Raw genomic sequence first — 14,995 nt, forward strand, 5'->3', positions numbered from 1 at the left:
ACGCTTCACCGAATCACGCTTAAGGCGAAAATAAAGGACACCCGATTGGGTGCCCTCGATAAACGATTTTGTACGCTAGTTTTGCCTAGAATCAAATATACCAGCGAATTCAATATTCTACTCAGGGAATTGGAATGTAAGTTACTACATTCGAGCGGATATCATCGCTTAGCACTTGATCGTAAGCCACAATAACCACATATAATCCGGTATTTGGAGTAAATGTTCCTTGAATACTAAACGTTCCGTTTACGGAATCATGCACTCCAACCCCACCCTGATGAACAATATAATCAGCAGAAGGCGGGTTCACACCTGCAAATTGATCCGTTGTTAAGTAGTAGAAATGATACTCACTTCCACTGTAATTCGGCGAGACTGTCATCGAATTGTTGTTCACGACAGGTGTACCTACGCTCGTAAACGTGTCGATGATCGAATCCGTTCGATAGAAGGTGAACCCCTCGACTGCACTATCCAATATTCCCTTAGACCCGACTACGTATAGGCGATAGGTCTTGTTGGATTGCAAGTTCTCAGAGATGCTGATATAGGATCCGTGTAAGTCCATGTCGACAGTTCCATACTGAAGCGCTGGGTTTCCTGTTACATCTTGACCCGATTTGACCTGGGCAACGCTTGGGGAATCAGAAGGATTGAACTCCGTAAGTATGTAATATAGGGTGTCAGATACTTCTGAATTCACACTTGCATTAATCGTATCACTATTGATTCCCATGCTTCTACTTGTACCTGATGCGTTAAAAATAATTGTAGGAACGAGCTGCTCTTCAGCTAACGTCTGGAAAGGTACAGAAGAGATCTTAGATGTCTTATCATTAGCAAGCTCATAAGCATACAACACATAGGAGGTACTCGCTGCTAATCCACTCAAGTCCAAGTTCCCCTTCGTTCCTTCCAATTTGACCGAACCATACGCGATAGCATTCGTTCCTAATTTAATCCCGTCCAAACTGGGAGCTGCGGAATCGGCAGGCAGCACGGAGTAATACACAGTTCCGGTAACAGATCCTGTTACCAGATAAGAAGCCGTCGTTTGCGTGATTATTCCGTTCACATCATCGATTGTCAGCGTCACATCGGGCACTGGGGTTGGCGTAGGTGTTGATGGCGATGGCGATGGTGTATACGTGACTACTGGCGGTGTCACCGCTGGAACCGTTACTTTAACCGGTAATGGTTTATTTTTCTCATTGTTCACCTCGTTACCGAATATTGTCTTCAAGCCGTCTACTACGATAACCGGTGTCTTAGAGGTATCCAGTTTAAAACCTTCATGGAGCTTTATTATGATCGTCTTCTTGTCTTCGGATAACACAAAGCTAACTAACTTTGGATCAAGCGGGACACCGTTAATCGTAATCTTGGACAGATCAATGGAGTTTAAATCGATCGCTGCCGTCAGCAACAACTCAAGTTTATTCCCCACCACAAAGTTTGCCCCCAATACTTCAAGAGGTTTAGCAGCTTCGAACTGTTTAGCGCTTTCAAAGGACCCCCGTAGCAAGTAACCCACGACTCGCCTGTGCTGTACCGCCAAATGTACCGTTTGGAGAGTTACCAAACAACTTTTGCTCAAGAGCTAACTGGACATAACCTTTCGCCCAATCGGAAACGGTATTATCGTCAACACCTGGAGCCGACTGTGCTTGCGCGTTCTGACCTAAACCTCGAACGAGAAATGTAGCTAATTGCTCTTTAGTCACCGTATCTGCAGGGTTAAATGTTCCGCCGCCTACGCCGTCCGTTATTCCAGCTGCCTTCACCGCTTCAATATAAGGTAGTGCGAAGCCGTTTGCTGGATCATCTGACTTTACATCAGTGAAAGAAGACTTCTTGAGATCTTGATTAACGTTAAGACCAAAAATAAGTGCTGCTACCTTCGCAAATTGAGCGCGATTCATCTCGTCTTTTAGACCGAAAGTACCTTCAGAAACTCCATCGAAAATACCCGCTTGAATCATCGCATCGAACTTTGCCTTCGTAGCCGCGTCCAAATCCTTTAAATCGCTGAAATCTGCCGAAGTCTTCGCCTCACTCACACCGCCGCCAAGCGATACTGCGGAAGTCAAACCGATTGCCAGCACCGTAAACCAAGTTAATAATTTCTTGCTCATGTTCAAACTCAACCTACCTTCCCAAATTAGAATACCCCATGCTCTGTTCCCTCTTATGCTTCAATTCGTAAAACCTTATCAATTACTATTTTAAATGAGAACTCAGCGCCGAATCTTAATGAAATCTTAATGAATTATCAAAATCCCCCAAAATAGGGTGCCTACGCGAACCCAGATTTTAAAATAAAAAAGAGCTTCGTCACTACTCACGAGGCTCCTCTTTATAATCTATGATAATAACAATTAAGAATATTGGCTGTTATAGTTTCCTCTCCATATTTTCTCTTGAAATTTTCCTCAAAGACTAACGGTAGTTCGCTTATGGCGTTCTGGACATGCCTGCCTGTTTATCTGAATTCGTCGCCGGGGACTTTTTAAGAAATAAACTCAAAACCAAGGCGACTAGCGAAAAGCAAAGGGTAATCCAGAAGGTATGACCAAATGCGCGCCCCAAATGCTCTATGGTGTGCTGCACAGGTAAATTCCGGATCTGCCGGGTGAGGTAAGCGGTCGTTATCGTGATTCCAAATGATGACATGATTTGTTGCGCGGAGGCCGTAATCGGCGTTACGCGACTGACAAGCTCCTTGGGCGCCGACTTGAGAACATGGGTGTTAATCTGCATCATTGTCAATCCTTGGCCGAGTCCTACAAATGCAAAGCTGCACATGACATAGACCGAGCTAGTGTCTGCGGTAATTCGAGTCAATGCGAACAAGGCGCAGGCTAACGACGTTATCCCAACAATAGCAACCGGACGTATGCCAAATTTGTCAAACAACTTGCCACCCACGTTAATTCCTATGGTCGATAAGATCGCTTGGGGAATAACGTACAGTCCAGCCTCCAGCGGAGAAAGTCCCTTGGCTTGTTGCAAATAGAGCGTGAACAGCAGCAAGCTTCCGAAGAGGGCAATCTGGTTGGTCCAGCCCAAGATAATACCGTGCGTAAACGCCGGGGAACGAAATGTCCGCAGTTCGAGCAGCGGCTGCTTCTGCCGGAGTTCATGCCAAATAAAGATCAGTAAAACAACAGCCCCAACAACAAGGGAGGCAAGCGCCCACACGTTTAACAAGCCCTCAGCTCCCGCCTGATGAACACCGAATACAAGTGAGGCAAAGGCGATCGGGGCAAGAAACGCGCCCAGAACATCCAATTTCATCTCATGCACCGGATTGGAGGACGGAAGGTATTTTAAGGCCATCAACAATGCAATCATTCCAACCGGAATATTAATAAGAAAAATCCAGTGCCAATTGATGTATTCGATCAACGAACCCGATAGCACAGGACCAAGAATCGGAGCCAACAACATCGGGATTCCGAGAATCCCCATAATGGAGCCTCGTTTGTCGGGCGGTGAAATCCGGAAGACTGTGGCAATTCCGATTGGAGCAACCATGCCGCCTCCCAGCCCCTGAATGATCCGGAATATAATCAACTGCTCCGGCGTCTGGGCGAACGAACAAAGTACGGATGCCAGCACAAACAGAACGACACTCGAGATAAACACCCGCTTGGCCGAGAAACGGTCCGAGAACCAACCCGCCAACGGAATGACGGCCGACATGGCCAACGTATACGCGGTAATCACCCATTGAACAGTGCCAAGATTGGTGTCGAACGACTGAACCAGCTTAGGTACAGCCACGTTCATGACTGTACTATCCAGGATAACCAGGAACATGCCAGCAGCGACAGTCAATAATATTGGTAAAATCTTTCGCAATGAAAATTCAGCTTGTGCGTTCTGGAATTGTGCCATCATGATTTCAGACCTTCGCCATTTTTTGAATACCGCGCTGCCATACTTCACGGATCGATAACGTATCCGAAATATGGGTCGTCGGGTCGCCGTCAACCAACACCAAGTCAGCTCTTGCCCCTTCCACAATACGTCCGCGGTCATCCAGGTCGAAGCGGCGAGCCGTCTTCGAAGTTGCTGACTGAAGGGCTTCTACAGGTGTCAATCCCGCTTCCACCAATAGCTGCATCTCGTGGTGTACGCTAACTCCATGGGCAAGCCCGCCTAGCGTTGGAACCGGGACAGAGACATCTGTACCCACAAGAATGTCTACACCTGCGTGGTGAAGGTCCATCACGTTCCGATAGTTGTCTTCCATACTGCCTTGCGGGTAGGTATTGAAGCTGGCATTCAGAGTATCGATCCATTCCGGACTAAGCTTGGAACTCACACGTGGATCTCGCGCCATTTCCGATGCGGGTTTACCGATAATCGAGGAGTTCAAGACGAGACATGGCGTAACAAAGGCGCCAGCCTCCGCAATCATTCTCACCAGATCCGGAGTCGTTTCAGGGCGGTCGATGAATATGTGAGCGAGTCCCTCGACTCCGACTTCTATTGCTTGCCGGGAGGATTCCGCAGTCAATACATGGGCAATCGCAATCTTGTGATGACGATGCGCTTCCTCTACAGCCGCTCTCAGAATGTCCTGGCTTAAGACAGGCAGTCCAGGCGCTGCTAATACTGTCCCTTCTTCGATCATAATCTTGATATAGTCGGCTCCGTCTCTAACTTGTTCACCCACGAATGCTATAGCTTCGTCCCGGGTCGATACTGCAGGAGCCTCCCCATGATCATGTGCATGAGCGGCCAGCAGGGCATTTCGATCTTCCTCGCTCATCTTCTCCTCCAACTCCTTCAGTACAAAATCCGGAATTTCCCCATCCCCAGGCATGAGTTCATCAGGATGCCCACCGGGAGGTGTGACCCCCATCCCTGCAGATCGTACGTCGGCAATATCCTCGATCCCTTTCAATTGTGACTCGCGGCCATTTTTCGTGAACCCACCCATCATTTCCAGTTCCGTCGTAACTCCGAATTGTAGAGCGTCCCGCAGGCCATCTACGGAAGTATGAACGTGCGCATCGATCAGACCAGGAAGCAAGGTCCCTCCTTCAGCATCGATAATGATCGCATCTTCCGGTATTTCACCACCCACCGATATGATCTTTTCACCTTCGATCAGGACCGTTTCGGCTTCAATCACTTTCTCGCCGTCAAAAATTCTTGCATTGGTAATTGCAGTAATCATTGCGTTTCCCTCCAGTTATGAATATGAATTTAATCTTTATAGTTTGAACTATAATAGTTAGAGTTCTAATTGTCAATGTATAATCTGATAGAATACTAATATTATGCATTTGACAGTTAGACGAAAGGACATTATGATTTTCTTATAGTTAGAATTCTAAGTATAGAAAGGGAACTGTATGCAATATGACAGAACATGATTCGCTTACCCCCTATTCAGATTTGATCCGATCCATTGGAATGAAGATTAGAAGCTTGGCGAACACTCGATTGTCGGAACTGGGACTAAACGCTCAGCAGGGGCAAATGATGGGCTACATTTTTGAACATCAAGACAAAGGGGTGATACAGAAGGATTTAGCCGAACATTTCGACCGGAAGGGAGCCACCATCACCAGTATGCTTCAAGGGCTGGAGAAAAAGGGATACATTAAGCGGGTGATTCCGGAAGATAATGAGCGGCAGAAAAAAATATACTTATTGAAAAAAGGGAGCGACCTCGTTGAAGAATTCAATACAATATTCATGGAAGTCGAAAAGAGTATTATCCAAGGCCTTACCGAAGCAGAAAGTGATTCCTTCAAGAAATTACTAATTAAGGTAAAGGCAACCATGTAAAATCCCGCAATTTATGCAGGCTGGATGGAACAGCCGGGAAGAGTTCTAAAACATTCTATCTGCTTATTGCTAAGCATCGCACTGACAATCATCAGGAAGTCCGACCGACCAATCTCAAAATGGCCTCACGAAAGGAATCGCCAAGGGGGTCCCCCCTCGTGAGGCAAGCTGTTCTAATATTTCTCTAGTCTGTTCCTCCCGGCATGAAATATAACGGGTATTTCGCCCTACTTATGATACGGTTCCCCCCGATTTATCTTCACCGCGCGATAAATCTGCTCCACCAGCACCAGGCGCATGAGCTGATGGGGCAGCGTCATGCGCCCGAAGCTCATGCGCTGCTGCGCACGGCGCATAACCTCGTCGGAGAGCCCGTGGCTCCCTCCGATGACGAACACGACATGGCTCGTCCCGTAGGTGCCGAGCCGGTCAATTTCTGCGGCAAGCTCTTCCGAGCTCCACAGCTTGCCGTCAATCGCGAGCGCAATGACATGCGCCTCGCTCTTTATGTGCGCGAGGATGCGTTCCCCCTCGCGCGCCTTAACAATACCGACCTCTGCTTCGCTTAGAGAGTCGGGTGCTTTTTCATCTGCCACCTCAATCACCTGAAATTTCAGGTACGGTGTCAGCCGTTTAGCATACTCCGCGATGCCATTAATCAAGTACTTTTCCTTCAATTTTCCTACGCCAATAATTTGAATAAGCATAAGTGCCTCCTGTTATAGTCCTCTATTGAAATAGCAAAAGGACGCGCACTGGGCGTCCCTTGTAGTTTTAATAAGTACCTTCCTAATCTTTCGCATTCCTTAAATGTCCTATTCTTCAGACAATCCATCCCCTACTTACTCTCCTCCCGCTCCTCCATCGCAAAATCCGGCTTTTCGCCAGCTTCATAAGCACTCAATATAGAATCCAGCAAACCTGGGAAACGTGCGTTAAGATCCTCCGTCCGCAGCGACAGTATACGCTGTGTTCCTTGCACCCGCGTAAACACAACCCCTGACTCGCGTAGCGTACGGGCATGGTGAGACATAGTGGATTTGGCGATCGGAACGTTGAAGCCGTTGCAAGCCTGTTCTCCATTTCTATGAATATCCGATACGATATGGAGGCGAATCGGATCGCTGAGCGCATACAATACGGAAGCAAGCTGAATGTCCTTGCGGTCCGGATGAAATAGTATTTTCATGGATGATTATCCCCTTTGTCCTACTTTTAATGCGAAAAAAATTACCTAATTGCATTTTATATCAACGCATGCTATATTTCAATTGTTCGTAAGTAATCGAACTATTAAACAATAATAAAAGGAGTGCTTCGCACATGACTTCTGTAAATAACCTTTCCACGAATGCGGATCATGAAGCCTCCGCTCCGGAAGCGACTCTTCCACGGGAAGGCCTGCTGACTCTGCTGTTCAGTATCGCTGTGGTTCTCGTCATCATGAATACAGCCATGTTCAATCTGGCACTGCCTGATGTAACCGAAGCCTTCGGCATTACAGCTTCATCCGCTTCTTGGATTGTTACCGGGTATTCCATTATGTTTTCGATTGCCTCAATCACGTACAGCCGGCTCTCTGATTTTCTGCCGATCCGCCGCCTGCTGGTGATAGGCCTGTTGACGCTAGGCTTTGCAGCTGTGGCCGGCTTCTTCAGCACCAACTTTATCTTTCTGCTTATCGTGCGCATTCTACAGGCGTCGGGCGCGGGCGCAGTAATGTCCTTATCTCTTGTTCTGTTTACCCGCTATGTCCCACAAGCCCGTCGCGGCAAAGCGATGGCGACGATTATGTCAGCCGTTTCACTCGGCCTAGGCCTTGGTCCGGTGGCGGGCGGAGCCATCGTCGAATATCTCGGCTGGATCTGGTTGTTCGCTGTAACGGCAGCTATTTTGCTTCTCGTGCCGCTGTTCCTCATCCTGTTGCCTAAAGAGGTACCCACCCGCGGCTCCTTCGATGTGCTCGGTGGGCTGCTCTTGGGCGTCGGCACTACCGGACTGCTGCTGTTCCTGACTAGTGGGCTGTGGATGGCCTTGGTGGATGGCCTTGTTGCCATTGCTTTATTTGTTGGACGCATCCGCAGCACGCCCGACCCATTTGTAATGCCCGCGCTTTTCCGTAACCGCTCATATCTCGTGCTGGCGGCGATCGGAATCGCCTCCTATCTGTGCAGCTTCGCCACCTTGTTCCTGCTGCCGCAGATTTTGACTCATCGCTTTGGCTTCAGTGCAAGTCATGCCGGGCTTGTGATCTTTCCGGGATCGCTGCTCGCCATTTTCGTTTCCCGTTCCGTCGGACGAATCATCGACCGTTATGGCAATGCGGGGATATTGCGCTTCGCTCCACTGCTTGTGCTGACTGCTACCGTCCTATTCGCTTTTTTTGCTGGACGATCCTGGATTGCCGTTATGCTTATCTATATGATCATGAGTCTTGCCTTCACTACATTGTCTAGTAGTGTATCCAATGAAATCTCGCGGATTCTGCCTTCCTCGCAAATCGGCTCTGGAATGGGGTTGTTCCAGCTGCTGCAATTCTTTAGCGGGGCCTTCAGCGTTGCTATGGCTGCAAGCACACTGGAATGGAAGCGTGGGCTGCCGCTCTGGGCAGCCTACTCGAACATCTACTGGGGACTCTCTATTGCTGCAATGCTTGCCATCATCTCAGCTATTATCTACCGCCGGAACAACCGAGGTAGCTCACTGACCAGCATGGCGGACGCAGCAGATGCATAAGATTAATGAGCCCCCGATATATTATTCCATGCAAAAACACCCTGCTGCCCATTTCCGGGACTGCAAGGTGTTTTTTTATAGGTCTTAACGGTCCTTTAGACCACCAAATATTCAGCGTTCTTCTCACATTGGGTGCACTTTGCCGGCGGGTCCCAGTCAGAGAATTCCGTTTCCTTCAAATCCACTACATCTGGTGCATCTTCATACTCGTCCACAAATAAATCAATAGCTAATTCTACATGTTCTTTACATACTACATACATTCAACCAAGCATCCCTTTCTGTGCCGCTACGGCCTAATACTCCTTCTATTGTTCTACCATACTTCCCACGAAAAAGGAACTCCTATCTGTCCATTCCAGCGATCTATTCATCCATTGTTTATATTCTTGCCTTACATCAAAAAAAGATTCCTCCCACCCCGAAGGGCAAAAGGAATCTCTTCACTCATCTCTCTCTATTTTCTATAAATATTATCTCCAAACTCTCCATCCTACCCTAGAAACTCCACCGGACGATCCAGCTCATATAATCTGCGGTAACGCGGTTCTTTTTTCATCAGCTCCGCATGGGTTCCACGCATTTCTACCGAGCCATTTTCCATAAAAATCACTTCATCCATCTGCTCCGCACCGACCAAATGATGCGTTACCCAAATTAGTGACTTACCCTTCATGGCTTCGAACATTGTCTTCAAAAGATCACGTTCCGTCCGCGGATCTAACCCTACAGTCGGTTCGTCGAGTATGACAACAGGTGTATTTTGCAGCAAAATACGAGCTAACGCTATCCGCTGACGCTCTCCACCGGAGAAACGTTGCCCCGCTTCACGGACAAAGGTATCATAGCCATCTGGCAACGAGGAGATCAACGTATCCATTTTGGCTAAGGCGCCAGCTTCTTTAATGGCTTGTTCGGAAGCCTTCGGATCACCCATACGAATATTGTTGGCTACCGTAGTGTCGAATAAGTGTGGGCTCTGATTTAACACCGCTATAATAGAAGGAATATGCTCGCCATAGGCATCTGCAGCGATACCATTAATCGTAGCCGAGCCGTCAGAAGGCTCAATAACACCTTGAATAGCCTTTAATAACGTCGATTTACCCGCACCACTTCGGCCGATAATCGCAATCTTTTTACCTTGTGGAATATCGAGGCTGAGATCGCGAACCGACCAGTTAGCTTCTGACCCATAGTGGTAACCTACATTTTCGAGCTTGATGTGAGCACTCTGCATGGCCTGAGGTAGAGCATCGACTACAGATATAGATGCTTTTTCAGACACGATATTCTGCTTAGTTCCGTCTACACCAGACAAACGCTCCAGCGAGTTACGGTACTGCGGGATTTTCTCCACCGCTTCAGACACTGGCAGAAAGGCATCTGCTACAGGAAAAACAACCAATACGAATGCCGCAATCAATGTACCCGCAATAGCACCATCTGCAAACTCTCCAGCGGCCCAATATAGCATAGAAAGCACGCCAATCCCAATTACCGTTTGCCCAATGAACGTACGAAGACGTGCCCAGCTGCGCAGCGCTGCATCGGTCTTGGCTACTTTTCTCTCATCTGCTTCATAAGTGTCTACGAACTGGCTTTGTCGTCCACTAATGACCCAGTCACCCATACCAAGTACGGCGTCAGTCAGCTTTTGATAGAGACGATTACGCTCTACTTTCACTTCACGTTGGCGCTTCTGTGTGAACAATAGAGATAAGAACGGCAACACCACTACTAACACCAATATATACAGAGCCATCAATAGCGCAAAAGCGATATCAAAAGTGCCCAGTGCAATCACAGCTGCTCCATAAATCAACAAAGCAATGATGCTTGGAAAAACGGTGCGCAGATATACATTTTGCAAATATTCAATGTCATCCGCAAGCATCCCGAGAATATCCCCCGTGCGGAAGCGGGACGATAGGAACAAGGCTTGAGGCTCCAAAATATTGTACAAACGCACACGCATCTTAGATAGAATTCGCAAAATCGTGTCATGCCCAACTAAACGTTCTACATAATGAATGACAGCCCGACTCGTTCCGAACGTACGCACACCTACAATCGGTACATAAATCATTAGAATATTTTCGACGGGTGTAGACGCTTTTGAGATCAGAAATCCTGAAGTATACATTAATGATGAGGCTGTAAAAATCGTCAACGCCCCAAGCACAATAATTAGTACAAAACGCCAAAAATACGAAGATACATACGGAGCAAACCATCCTTCACGTTTCAATGGATTCCCTCCAATTGCGACCCAATCAACTCATAATACGCACCCTTGCGGGCAAGCAACTCCTGATGGGTACCGATTTCTGCCACTTTTCCTTGTTTCATTACTACAATAATGTCCATATCGAGCATCCAGTGCAGGCGATGTGTAGCCAGAAAGACCAGCTTTCCTTCAAAAAGAGGCACCATCGTCTCCTTCAGCTCATATTCCGTCTCAATATCCAGATGTGCCGTTGGCTCATCTAACAACATAATCGGACGACTGCTGAGTAAAGCTCGAGCCAGCGCAACCCTCTGCTCCTGCCCACCACTGAACGAACGACCGCCGCCGCCGATCATCTCATCTAGGCCATTCGGAAGAGTTGCCACTAGCTCCGATAATCCAGTAGCTTTCACGGCTGCAGCCACAGCTTCCATAGAAGCCTCAGGGTAATAGAAGCGAATATTATCTGCTAACGTACCGCTAAAAATATAAGGGCGCTGCGGGATATACGAAGTCTGTTTACGCCAAGCCTCATCCGTTAATGCACTAACCGTTGTACCGTTAATTGTGATATTCCCCGAAGTAGGGTGTAAGAAACCACCCAATATATCGACTAGTGTAGATTTACCGGCTCCACTCTCTCCGATAATCCCAATTTTGCTGGCCCCTTTAAATTGCAGGTTCACCGCTTCCAGCGAAGAAAGACCGGCTTCCTCATATTTCACACTAACATCATTTAATGTAAGTACACTTTTTTCATGCCAAGTGAATATCTCTTCTGCTGTTTTCGATGCTGATTCCACCGCTTGATTACCATTAGAACCTACTACTTCAGCTTTCACTTCATCCTGATCTATAATGCTCTTCATTGCCTCAGCAGCTTCCTTCCCATCGAGAGTAGCATGGAAATCTGAACCCACCAATCTAACAGGCAAGAAATATTCCGGTGCCAAGATCAAAATGGTTAAGCCTGTAACCAGTGTCATCTGATCGTTGACCAGACGCAGGCCGAGACTTACCGCTACGGAAGCAACTGATAACATCGTAAAGAAGTCCAGCGCAAACGAAGACAAAAAGGCCACTCGCAGTGTACGCATCGTCGCCGAGCGATACCGATCGCTGACGGTGGCAATACTCGTGCTATGACTACGACTGCGGCCCAGAAATTTCAGCGTTTCTAGCCCACGGAGGGAGTCTACGAAATGATTAGATAAGGTGCGATAAGATTTCAGCTGACGGTCCATCTGCTTGCGAGCCGTCATCCCGATCAAGATCATAAAAACAATAATAATCGGCATGGTGATCGTTAGAATTATCCCACTCGCGGTATCCATCTTGTAGATATAAATAAGCACCAAAATCGGTGTAATTGACATCCCTACCATTCTAGGGATAATCGCTTCTAAATATGTGCGGAACTTTGTAACGCCTTCCAACACTAGTGTGACAAGATCCCCGGTTCCACGCCCGCCCACCATTCTGGGTCCAAGCTGGAAGAGCTTATCCATCATTTCCCTCCGCATGTTGCTGCCCGTTGCTTCCGCAAAGCGGTAAGAGATACGGCTCATCAGCATGGCGCAAGCATGGCGCACTAGAAATGCAAGAAGGAACAATAGCGAAGTAGCCCATTGTTCCTTCAGAGGTTCTCCCGCAAATAGCGCAGAGATGACTTCTGCCAGCCATTTGGCCAGCAGAAGTATGGACATGCTTTGCACCAGGGTAAGGAGGCCAACGATCAGAAATACCGGCTTAACTCCTTTATACCCAAGCAAATTTTTATCCATTAGTATTCAAGATGCTCCTTCTCGTGAACGCGTTTATGAAAGACAAAGTAACTCCAAATTTGATATCCCAATACGAATGGAAGGATGGTCAGTGCCACAATCGTCATTACCTTTAAAGAGTAATGTCCCGAAGCCGCATTGGTAATTGTCAAATTAAAGGCTTGATCGATTGAACTAATCATAACACGTGGGAACAATCCTACAAAGATAGAAGTTACGGACAATGCTATTACCGCTCCTGTCATTCCAAAAGCGTAGCCATCCTTCTTCTTCGTCATGAAAAAACCCGATAATATGAACGCGATAATTCCCAACGCTACTATAATCATAAGAACTAAACCACGTTGTTCGAAAATATCAGTCATATAATAAGTCATTACCACGAAAGCAAGCAATAGAGCCCCAAGTGGCAAAAGCAATCTTTGCGCCATTTTTCGAGCGCGAGCCTGTAGATCACCCACTGTACGCAGGGTAGTGAACATTAGTCCATGCACCAAACAAAGAAGAACAACAGTCACACCAGCTACTACGGTATACACATTTACGATATCTGTAAAACCTGCGTACATTTGCATATCCCCATCAATCGGCAAACCTTTGATGAAGCTGGCGAACACCACAGCAAGGAGGAAAGGTGGGAGGAAGCTGCCGAAAAAGATACAAACATCCCAAGTTTTTTTCCAAGCTACGGAATCCCGTTTACCTCTAAATTCAAAAGCAACACCACGTGCAATCAAAGCTAATAAAGCAAAGACAAAGGGAATGTAAAATCCGCTAAATAACGTTGCATACCACTCAGGGAAAGCCGCAAACATTGCACCCGCGGCAGTAATTAGCCATACCTCATTTCCATCCCAGAAGGGTCCGATCGAGTTAATCAGAATCCGGCGCTCAGTATCATTCTTAGCGAGTATTTGTGTTTCCATCCCTACGCCGAAATCAAAACCCTCCAGGAAGAAGAACCCTATAAACAGAACTGCAATGAGCACAAACCACAATTCATTAAGAGAAATCATTGGGCGCCCTCCTCGTTATATGGATCATGCGAATCCCCGTGATCGTTATCCATCGCATAAGGACCTTTTTTAATGACTTTCATAAACAAACCAATCAGTACTAATCCAAGAATTGCGTAAATCGTTGTAAAAGAAATAACAGAGAATAGAACCTGACCACTCGTAATATTAGGCGACACACTGTCTTCCGTTGTCATCAGTCCGAATACCGTCCATGGCTGACGCCCGAATTCGGTCATGACCCAGCCCGCTGTATTTGCGATTGGAGGAAGCAGTATTCCCCATAACATAAACCGCATAAACCAAGTGTTTGGACGGTCCATCTTCTTACGCCACATTAAATACATTGCGTACATACCCATTACGATCATTAACGTTCCTGCTAGAACCATGATCCGGAAACTCCAGAATGTCGTACGTACTGGCGGGATATAGTCACCAGGGCCATAGCTTTGCTCGTACTCAGCTTGCAGCTCAAGCATACCTTTAACTTCACCGGAAAATTTACTGTATGAAAGGAAGCTCAGCATATAAGGAATTTGAAATTCCCCAGTACTTTCTTGCTTCTCAGGATCAATGTTTGCCCATACGGTCCAAGGTGCCGGGTCACCACTCTTACCCCACAGTCCTTCGGAAGCCGCCATCTTCATAGGTTGAGTCTCAACCAAATACTGTGCTTGCGCATGGCCTGCCACGGCTACACCAATAGAAGAAATGATACCTACGATCGCTGCAATTTGAAAAGATTTCTTAAAGAAAGATACATCTTGTTTCTTCAATATCTTATACGCACTAATACCTGTTACGAGGAAGGCACCTGTTGCATAAGCAGCAAGAACCGTGTGCGGGAATTCAACCAGCAATTGTCCGTTCGTAATGAGCGCGAAGAAATCATTCATTTCTGCACGTCCATTATTTATCGCAAATCCCACAGGATGCTGCATAAAGGAGTTCGCTGCTAGAATCCAGAAAGCGGATAACATCGTACCGAATGCTACCAGCCAGATGGACATCAAGTGCACTCTCTTAGACACTTTGTCCCAGCCAAATATCCAAATTCCAATAAAAGTAGACTCCAGAAAAAAGGCTGCCAATGCTTCAACTGCAAGCGGAGCCCCGAAGACATCACCCACAAAACGTGAATAATCAGACCAGTTCATCCCGAACTGAAATTCCTGCAAAATCCCTGTAACTACCCCTACTGCAAAGTTGATGAGAAACAGCTTTCCCCAAAACTGCGCCATTCTTTTGTACTCTTCATTTCCTTTTCTAACGTACATTGTCTCCATGATCGCAATCAAGAGCGCTAGTCCGATTGATACCGGTACAAAGAAATAGTGGAATATTGTCGTCGACGCAAATTGTATACGCGACAGCATTACTGTATCCATATTTTTCCCTTCCTTCTCCCCTTTTCG

At 47.0% G+C, this 14,995-nt stretch carries 13 protein-coding genes; 2 read left to right on the forward strand and 11 right to left on the reverse strand.

Annotated elements, in window-relative coordinates:
- Positions 1–121 precede the first annotated feature (121 nt).
- The 4 genes from UQ64_RS25970 to UQ64_RS25985 form a co-directional block, all read right to left on the reverse strand.
- Entirely contained in the window at positions 122–1,528 is a 1,407-nt protein-coding gene (locus tag UQ64_RS25970) for a DUF1833 family protein (RefSeq protein WP_245238239.1), read from the reverse strand.
- A complete protein-coding gene (locus tag UQ64_RS31120) occupies positions 1,509–2,138 on the reverse strand; it encodes an S-layer homology domain-containing protein (protein ID WP_060626260.1) in 630 nt (209 codons plus the stop codon). Before UQ64_RS31120 ends, UQ64_RS25970 begins: the two co-directional genes overlap by 20 nt.
- A gap of 319 nt (positions 2,139–2,457) precedes the next feature.
- Positions 2,458–3,906, reverse strand: a complete 1,449-nt coding sequence (locus UQ64_RS25980) for an MDR family MFS transporter (RefSeq protein ID WP_156417675.1) — start codon at positions 3,904–3,906, stop codon at positions 2,458–2,460.
- A 4-nt stretch (positions 3,907–3,910) separates the two neighbouring features.
- On the reverse strand, positions 3,911–5,194 hold the full coding sequence (locus UQ64_RS25985; protein WP_060626262.1) for an amidohydrolase family protein: 1,284 nt from the start codon (positions 5,192–5,194) through the stop codon (positions 3,911–3,913).
- Between the two features lie 185 nt (positions 5,195–5,379).
- Here UQ64_RS25985 and UQ64_RS25990 point away from each other — a divergent pair, with 185 nt between their 5' ends.
- Positions 5,380–5,811, forward strand: coding sequence for a MarR family winged helix-turn-helix transcriptional regulator (locus UQ64_RS25990; protein WP_060626264.1), 432 nt, complete (start codon positions 5,380–5,382; stop codon positions 5,809–5,811).
- 227 nt (positions 5,812–6,038) lie between these two features.
- Here UQ64_RS25990 and rlmH read toward each other — a convergent pair whose 3' ends face one another.
- A complete protein-coding gene (gene rlmH, locus UQ64_RS25995) occupies positions 6,039–6,518 on the reverse strand; it encodes a 23S rRNA (pseudouridine(1915)-N(3))-methyltransferase RlmH (protein WP_042131690.1) in 480 nt (159 codons plus the stop codon).
- 131 nt (positions 6,519–6,649) lie between these two features.
- The gene (locus tag UQ64_RS26000; protein ID WP_060626266.1) at positions 6,650–7,000 is read right to left on the reverse strand and encodes an ArsR/SmtB family transcription factor; all 351 of its coding nucleotides are present in this window, start codon (positions 6,998–7,000) and stop codon (positions 6,650–6,652) included.
- Between the two features lie 134 nt (positions 7,001–7,134).
- Here UQ64_RS26000 and UQ64_RS26005 point away from each other — a divergent pair, with 134 nt between their 5' ends.
- The gene (locus UQ64_RS26005) at positions 7,135–8,547 is read left to right on the forward strand and encodes an MFS transporter (RefSeq protein WP_060626268.1); all 1,413 of its coding nucleotides are present in this window, start codon (positions 7,135–7,137) and stop codon (positions 8,545–8,547) included.
- A gap of 95 nt (positions 8,548–8,642) precedes the next feature.
- Here the strand turns inward: UQ64_RS26005 and UQ64_RS30440 are convergent, their stop codons facing one another.
- The 5 genes from UQ64_RS30440 to UQ64_RS26025 form a co-directional block, all read right to left on the reverse strand.
- Positions 8,643–8,810, reverse strand: a complete 168-nt coding sequence (locus tag UQ64_RS30440) for a CxxH/CxxC protein (RefSeq protein ID WP_076120603.1) — start codon at positions 8,808–8,810, stop codon at positions 8,643–8,645.
- Positions 8,811–9,040: 230 nt separating this feature from the next.
- Entirely contained in the window at positions 9,041–10,798 is a 1,758-nt protein-coding gene (gene cydC / locus UQ64_RS26010) for a thiol reductant ABC exporter subunit CydC (protein ID WP_060626270.1), read from the reverse strand.
- Positions 10,795–12,561 (reverse strand): thiol reductant ABC exporter subunit CydD, encoded by a 1,767-nt coding sequence (gene cydD, locus UQ64_RS26015; RefSeq protein ID WP_060626272.1) that lies wholly within the window; start codon positions 12,559–12,561, stop codon positions 10,795–10,797. The genes cydC and cydD overlap by 4 nt, the downstream gene beginning before the upstream one ends.
- Positions 12,561–13,577 carry a cytochrome d ubiquinol oxidase subunit II gene (cydB, locus tag UQ64_RS26020; protein ID WP_060626274.1) on the reverse strand — a complete coding sequence of 339 codons (1,017 nt, stop codon included), beginning with the start codon at positions 13,575–13,577 and terminating at the stop codon, positions 12,561–12,563. Before cydB ends, cydD begins: the two co-directional genes overlap by 1 nt.
- Positions 13,574–14,968: a cytochrome ubiquinol oxidase subunit I gene (locus UQ64_RS26025; protein WP_060626276.1), complete on the reverse strand. Its 1,395-nt coding sequence runs from the start codon at positions 14,966–14,968 to the stop codon at positions 13,574–13,576. The genes cydB and UQ64_RS26025 overlap by 4 nt, the downstream gene beginning before the upstream one ends.
- Positions 14,969–14,995: the final 27 nt, after the last annotated feature.

Origin of the sequence: Paenibacillus etheri, from assembly GCF_001012825.1 — a bacterium.
GTDB lineage: Bacteria > Bacillota > Bacilli > Paenibacillales > Paenibacillaceae > Paenibacillus_AQ > Paenibacillus_AQ etheri.

Coding starts and splice junctions, on each gene's coding strand:
- UQ64_RS25990 (WP_060626264.1), top strand. CDS start 5,380: ATGACAGAACATGATTCGCTTACCCCCTATTCAGATTTGATCCGATCC.
- UQ64_RS25980 (WP_156417675.1), bottom strand. CDS start 3,906: ATGATGGCACAATTCCAGAACGCACAAGCTGAATTTTCATTGCGAAAG.
- UQ64_RS25985 (WP_060626262.1), bottom strand. CDS start 5,194: ATGATTACTGCAATTACCAATGCAAGAATTTTTGACGGCGAGAAAGTG.
- UQ64_RS31120 (WP_060626260.1), bottom strand. CDS start 2,138: ATGAGCAAGAAATTATTAACTTGGTTTACGGTGCTGGCAATCGGTTTG.
- UQ64_RS30440 (WP_076120603.1), bottom strand. CDS start 8,810: ATGTATGTAGTATGTAAAGAACATGTAGAATTAGCTATTGATTTATTT.
- UQ64_RS26025 (WP_060626276.1), bottom strand. CDS start 14,968: ATGGATACAGTAATGCTGTCGCGTATACAATTTGCGTCGACGACAATA.
- UQ64_RS26000 (WP_060626266.1), bottom strand. CDS start 7,000: ATGAAAATACTATTTCATCCGGACCGCAAGGACATTCAGCTTGCTTCC.
- cydD (WP_060626272.1), bottom strand. CDS start 12,561: ATGGATAAAAATTTGCTTGGGTATAAAGGAGTTAAGCCGGTATTTCTG.
- cydB (WP_060626274.1), bottom strand. CDS start 13,577: ATGATTTCTCTTAATGAATTGTGGTTTGTGCTCATTGCAGTTCTGTTT.
- UQ64_RS26005 (WP_060626268.1), top strand. CDS start 7,135: ATGACTTCTGTAAATAACCTTTCCACGAATGCGGATCATGAAGCCTCC.
- rlmH (WP_042131690.1), bottom strand. CDS start 6,518: ATGCTTATTCAAATTATTGGCGTAGGAAAATTGAAGGAAAAGTACTTG.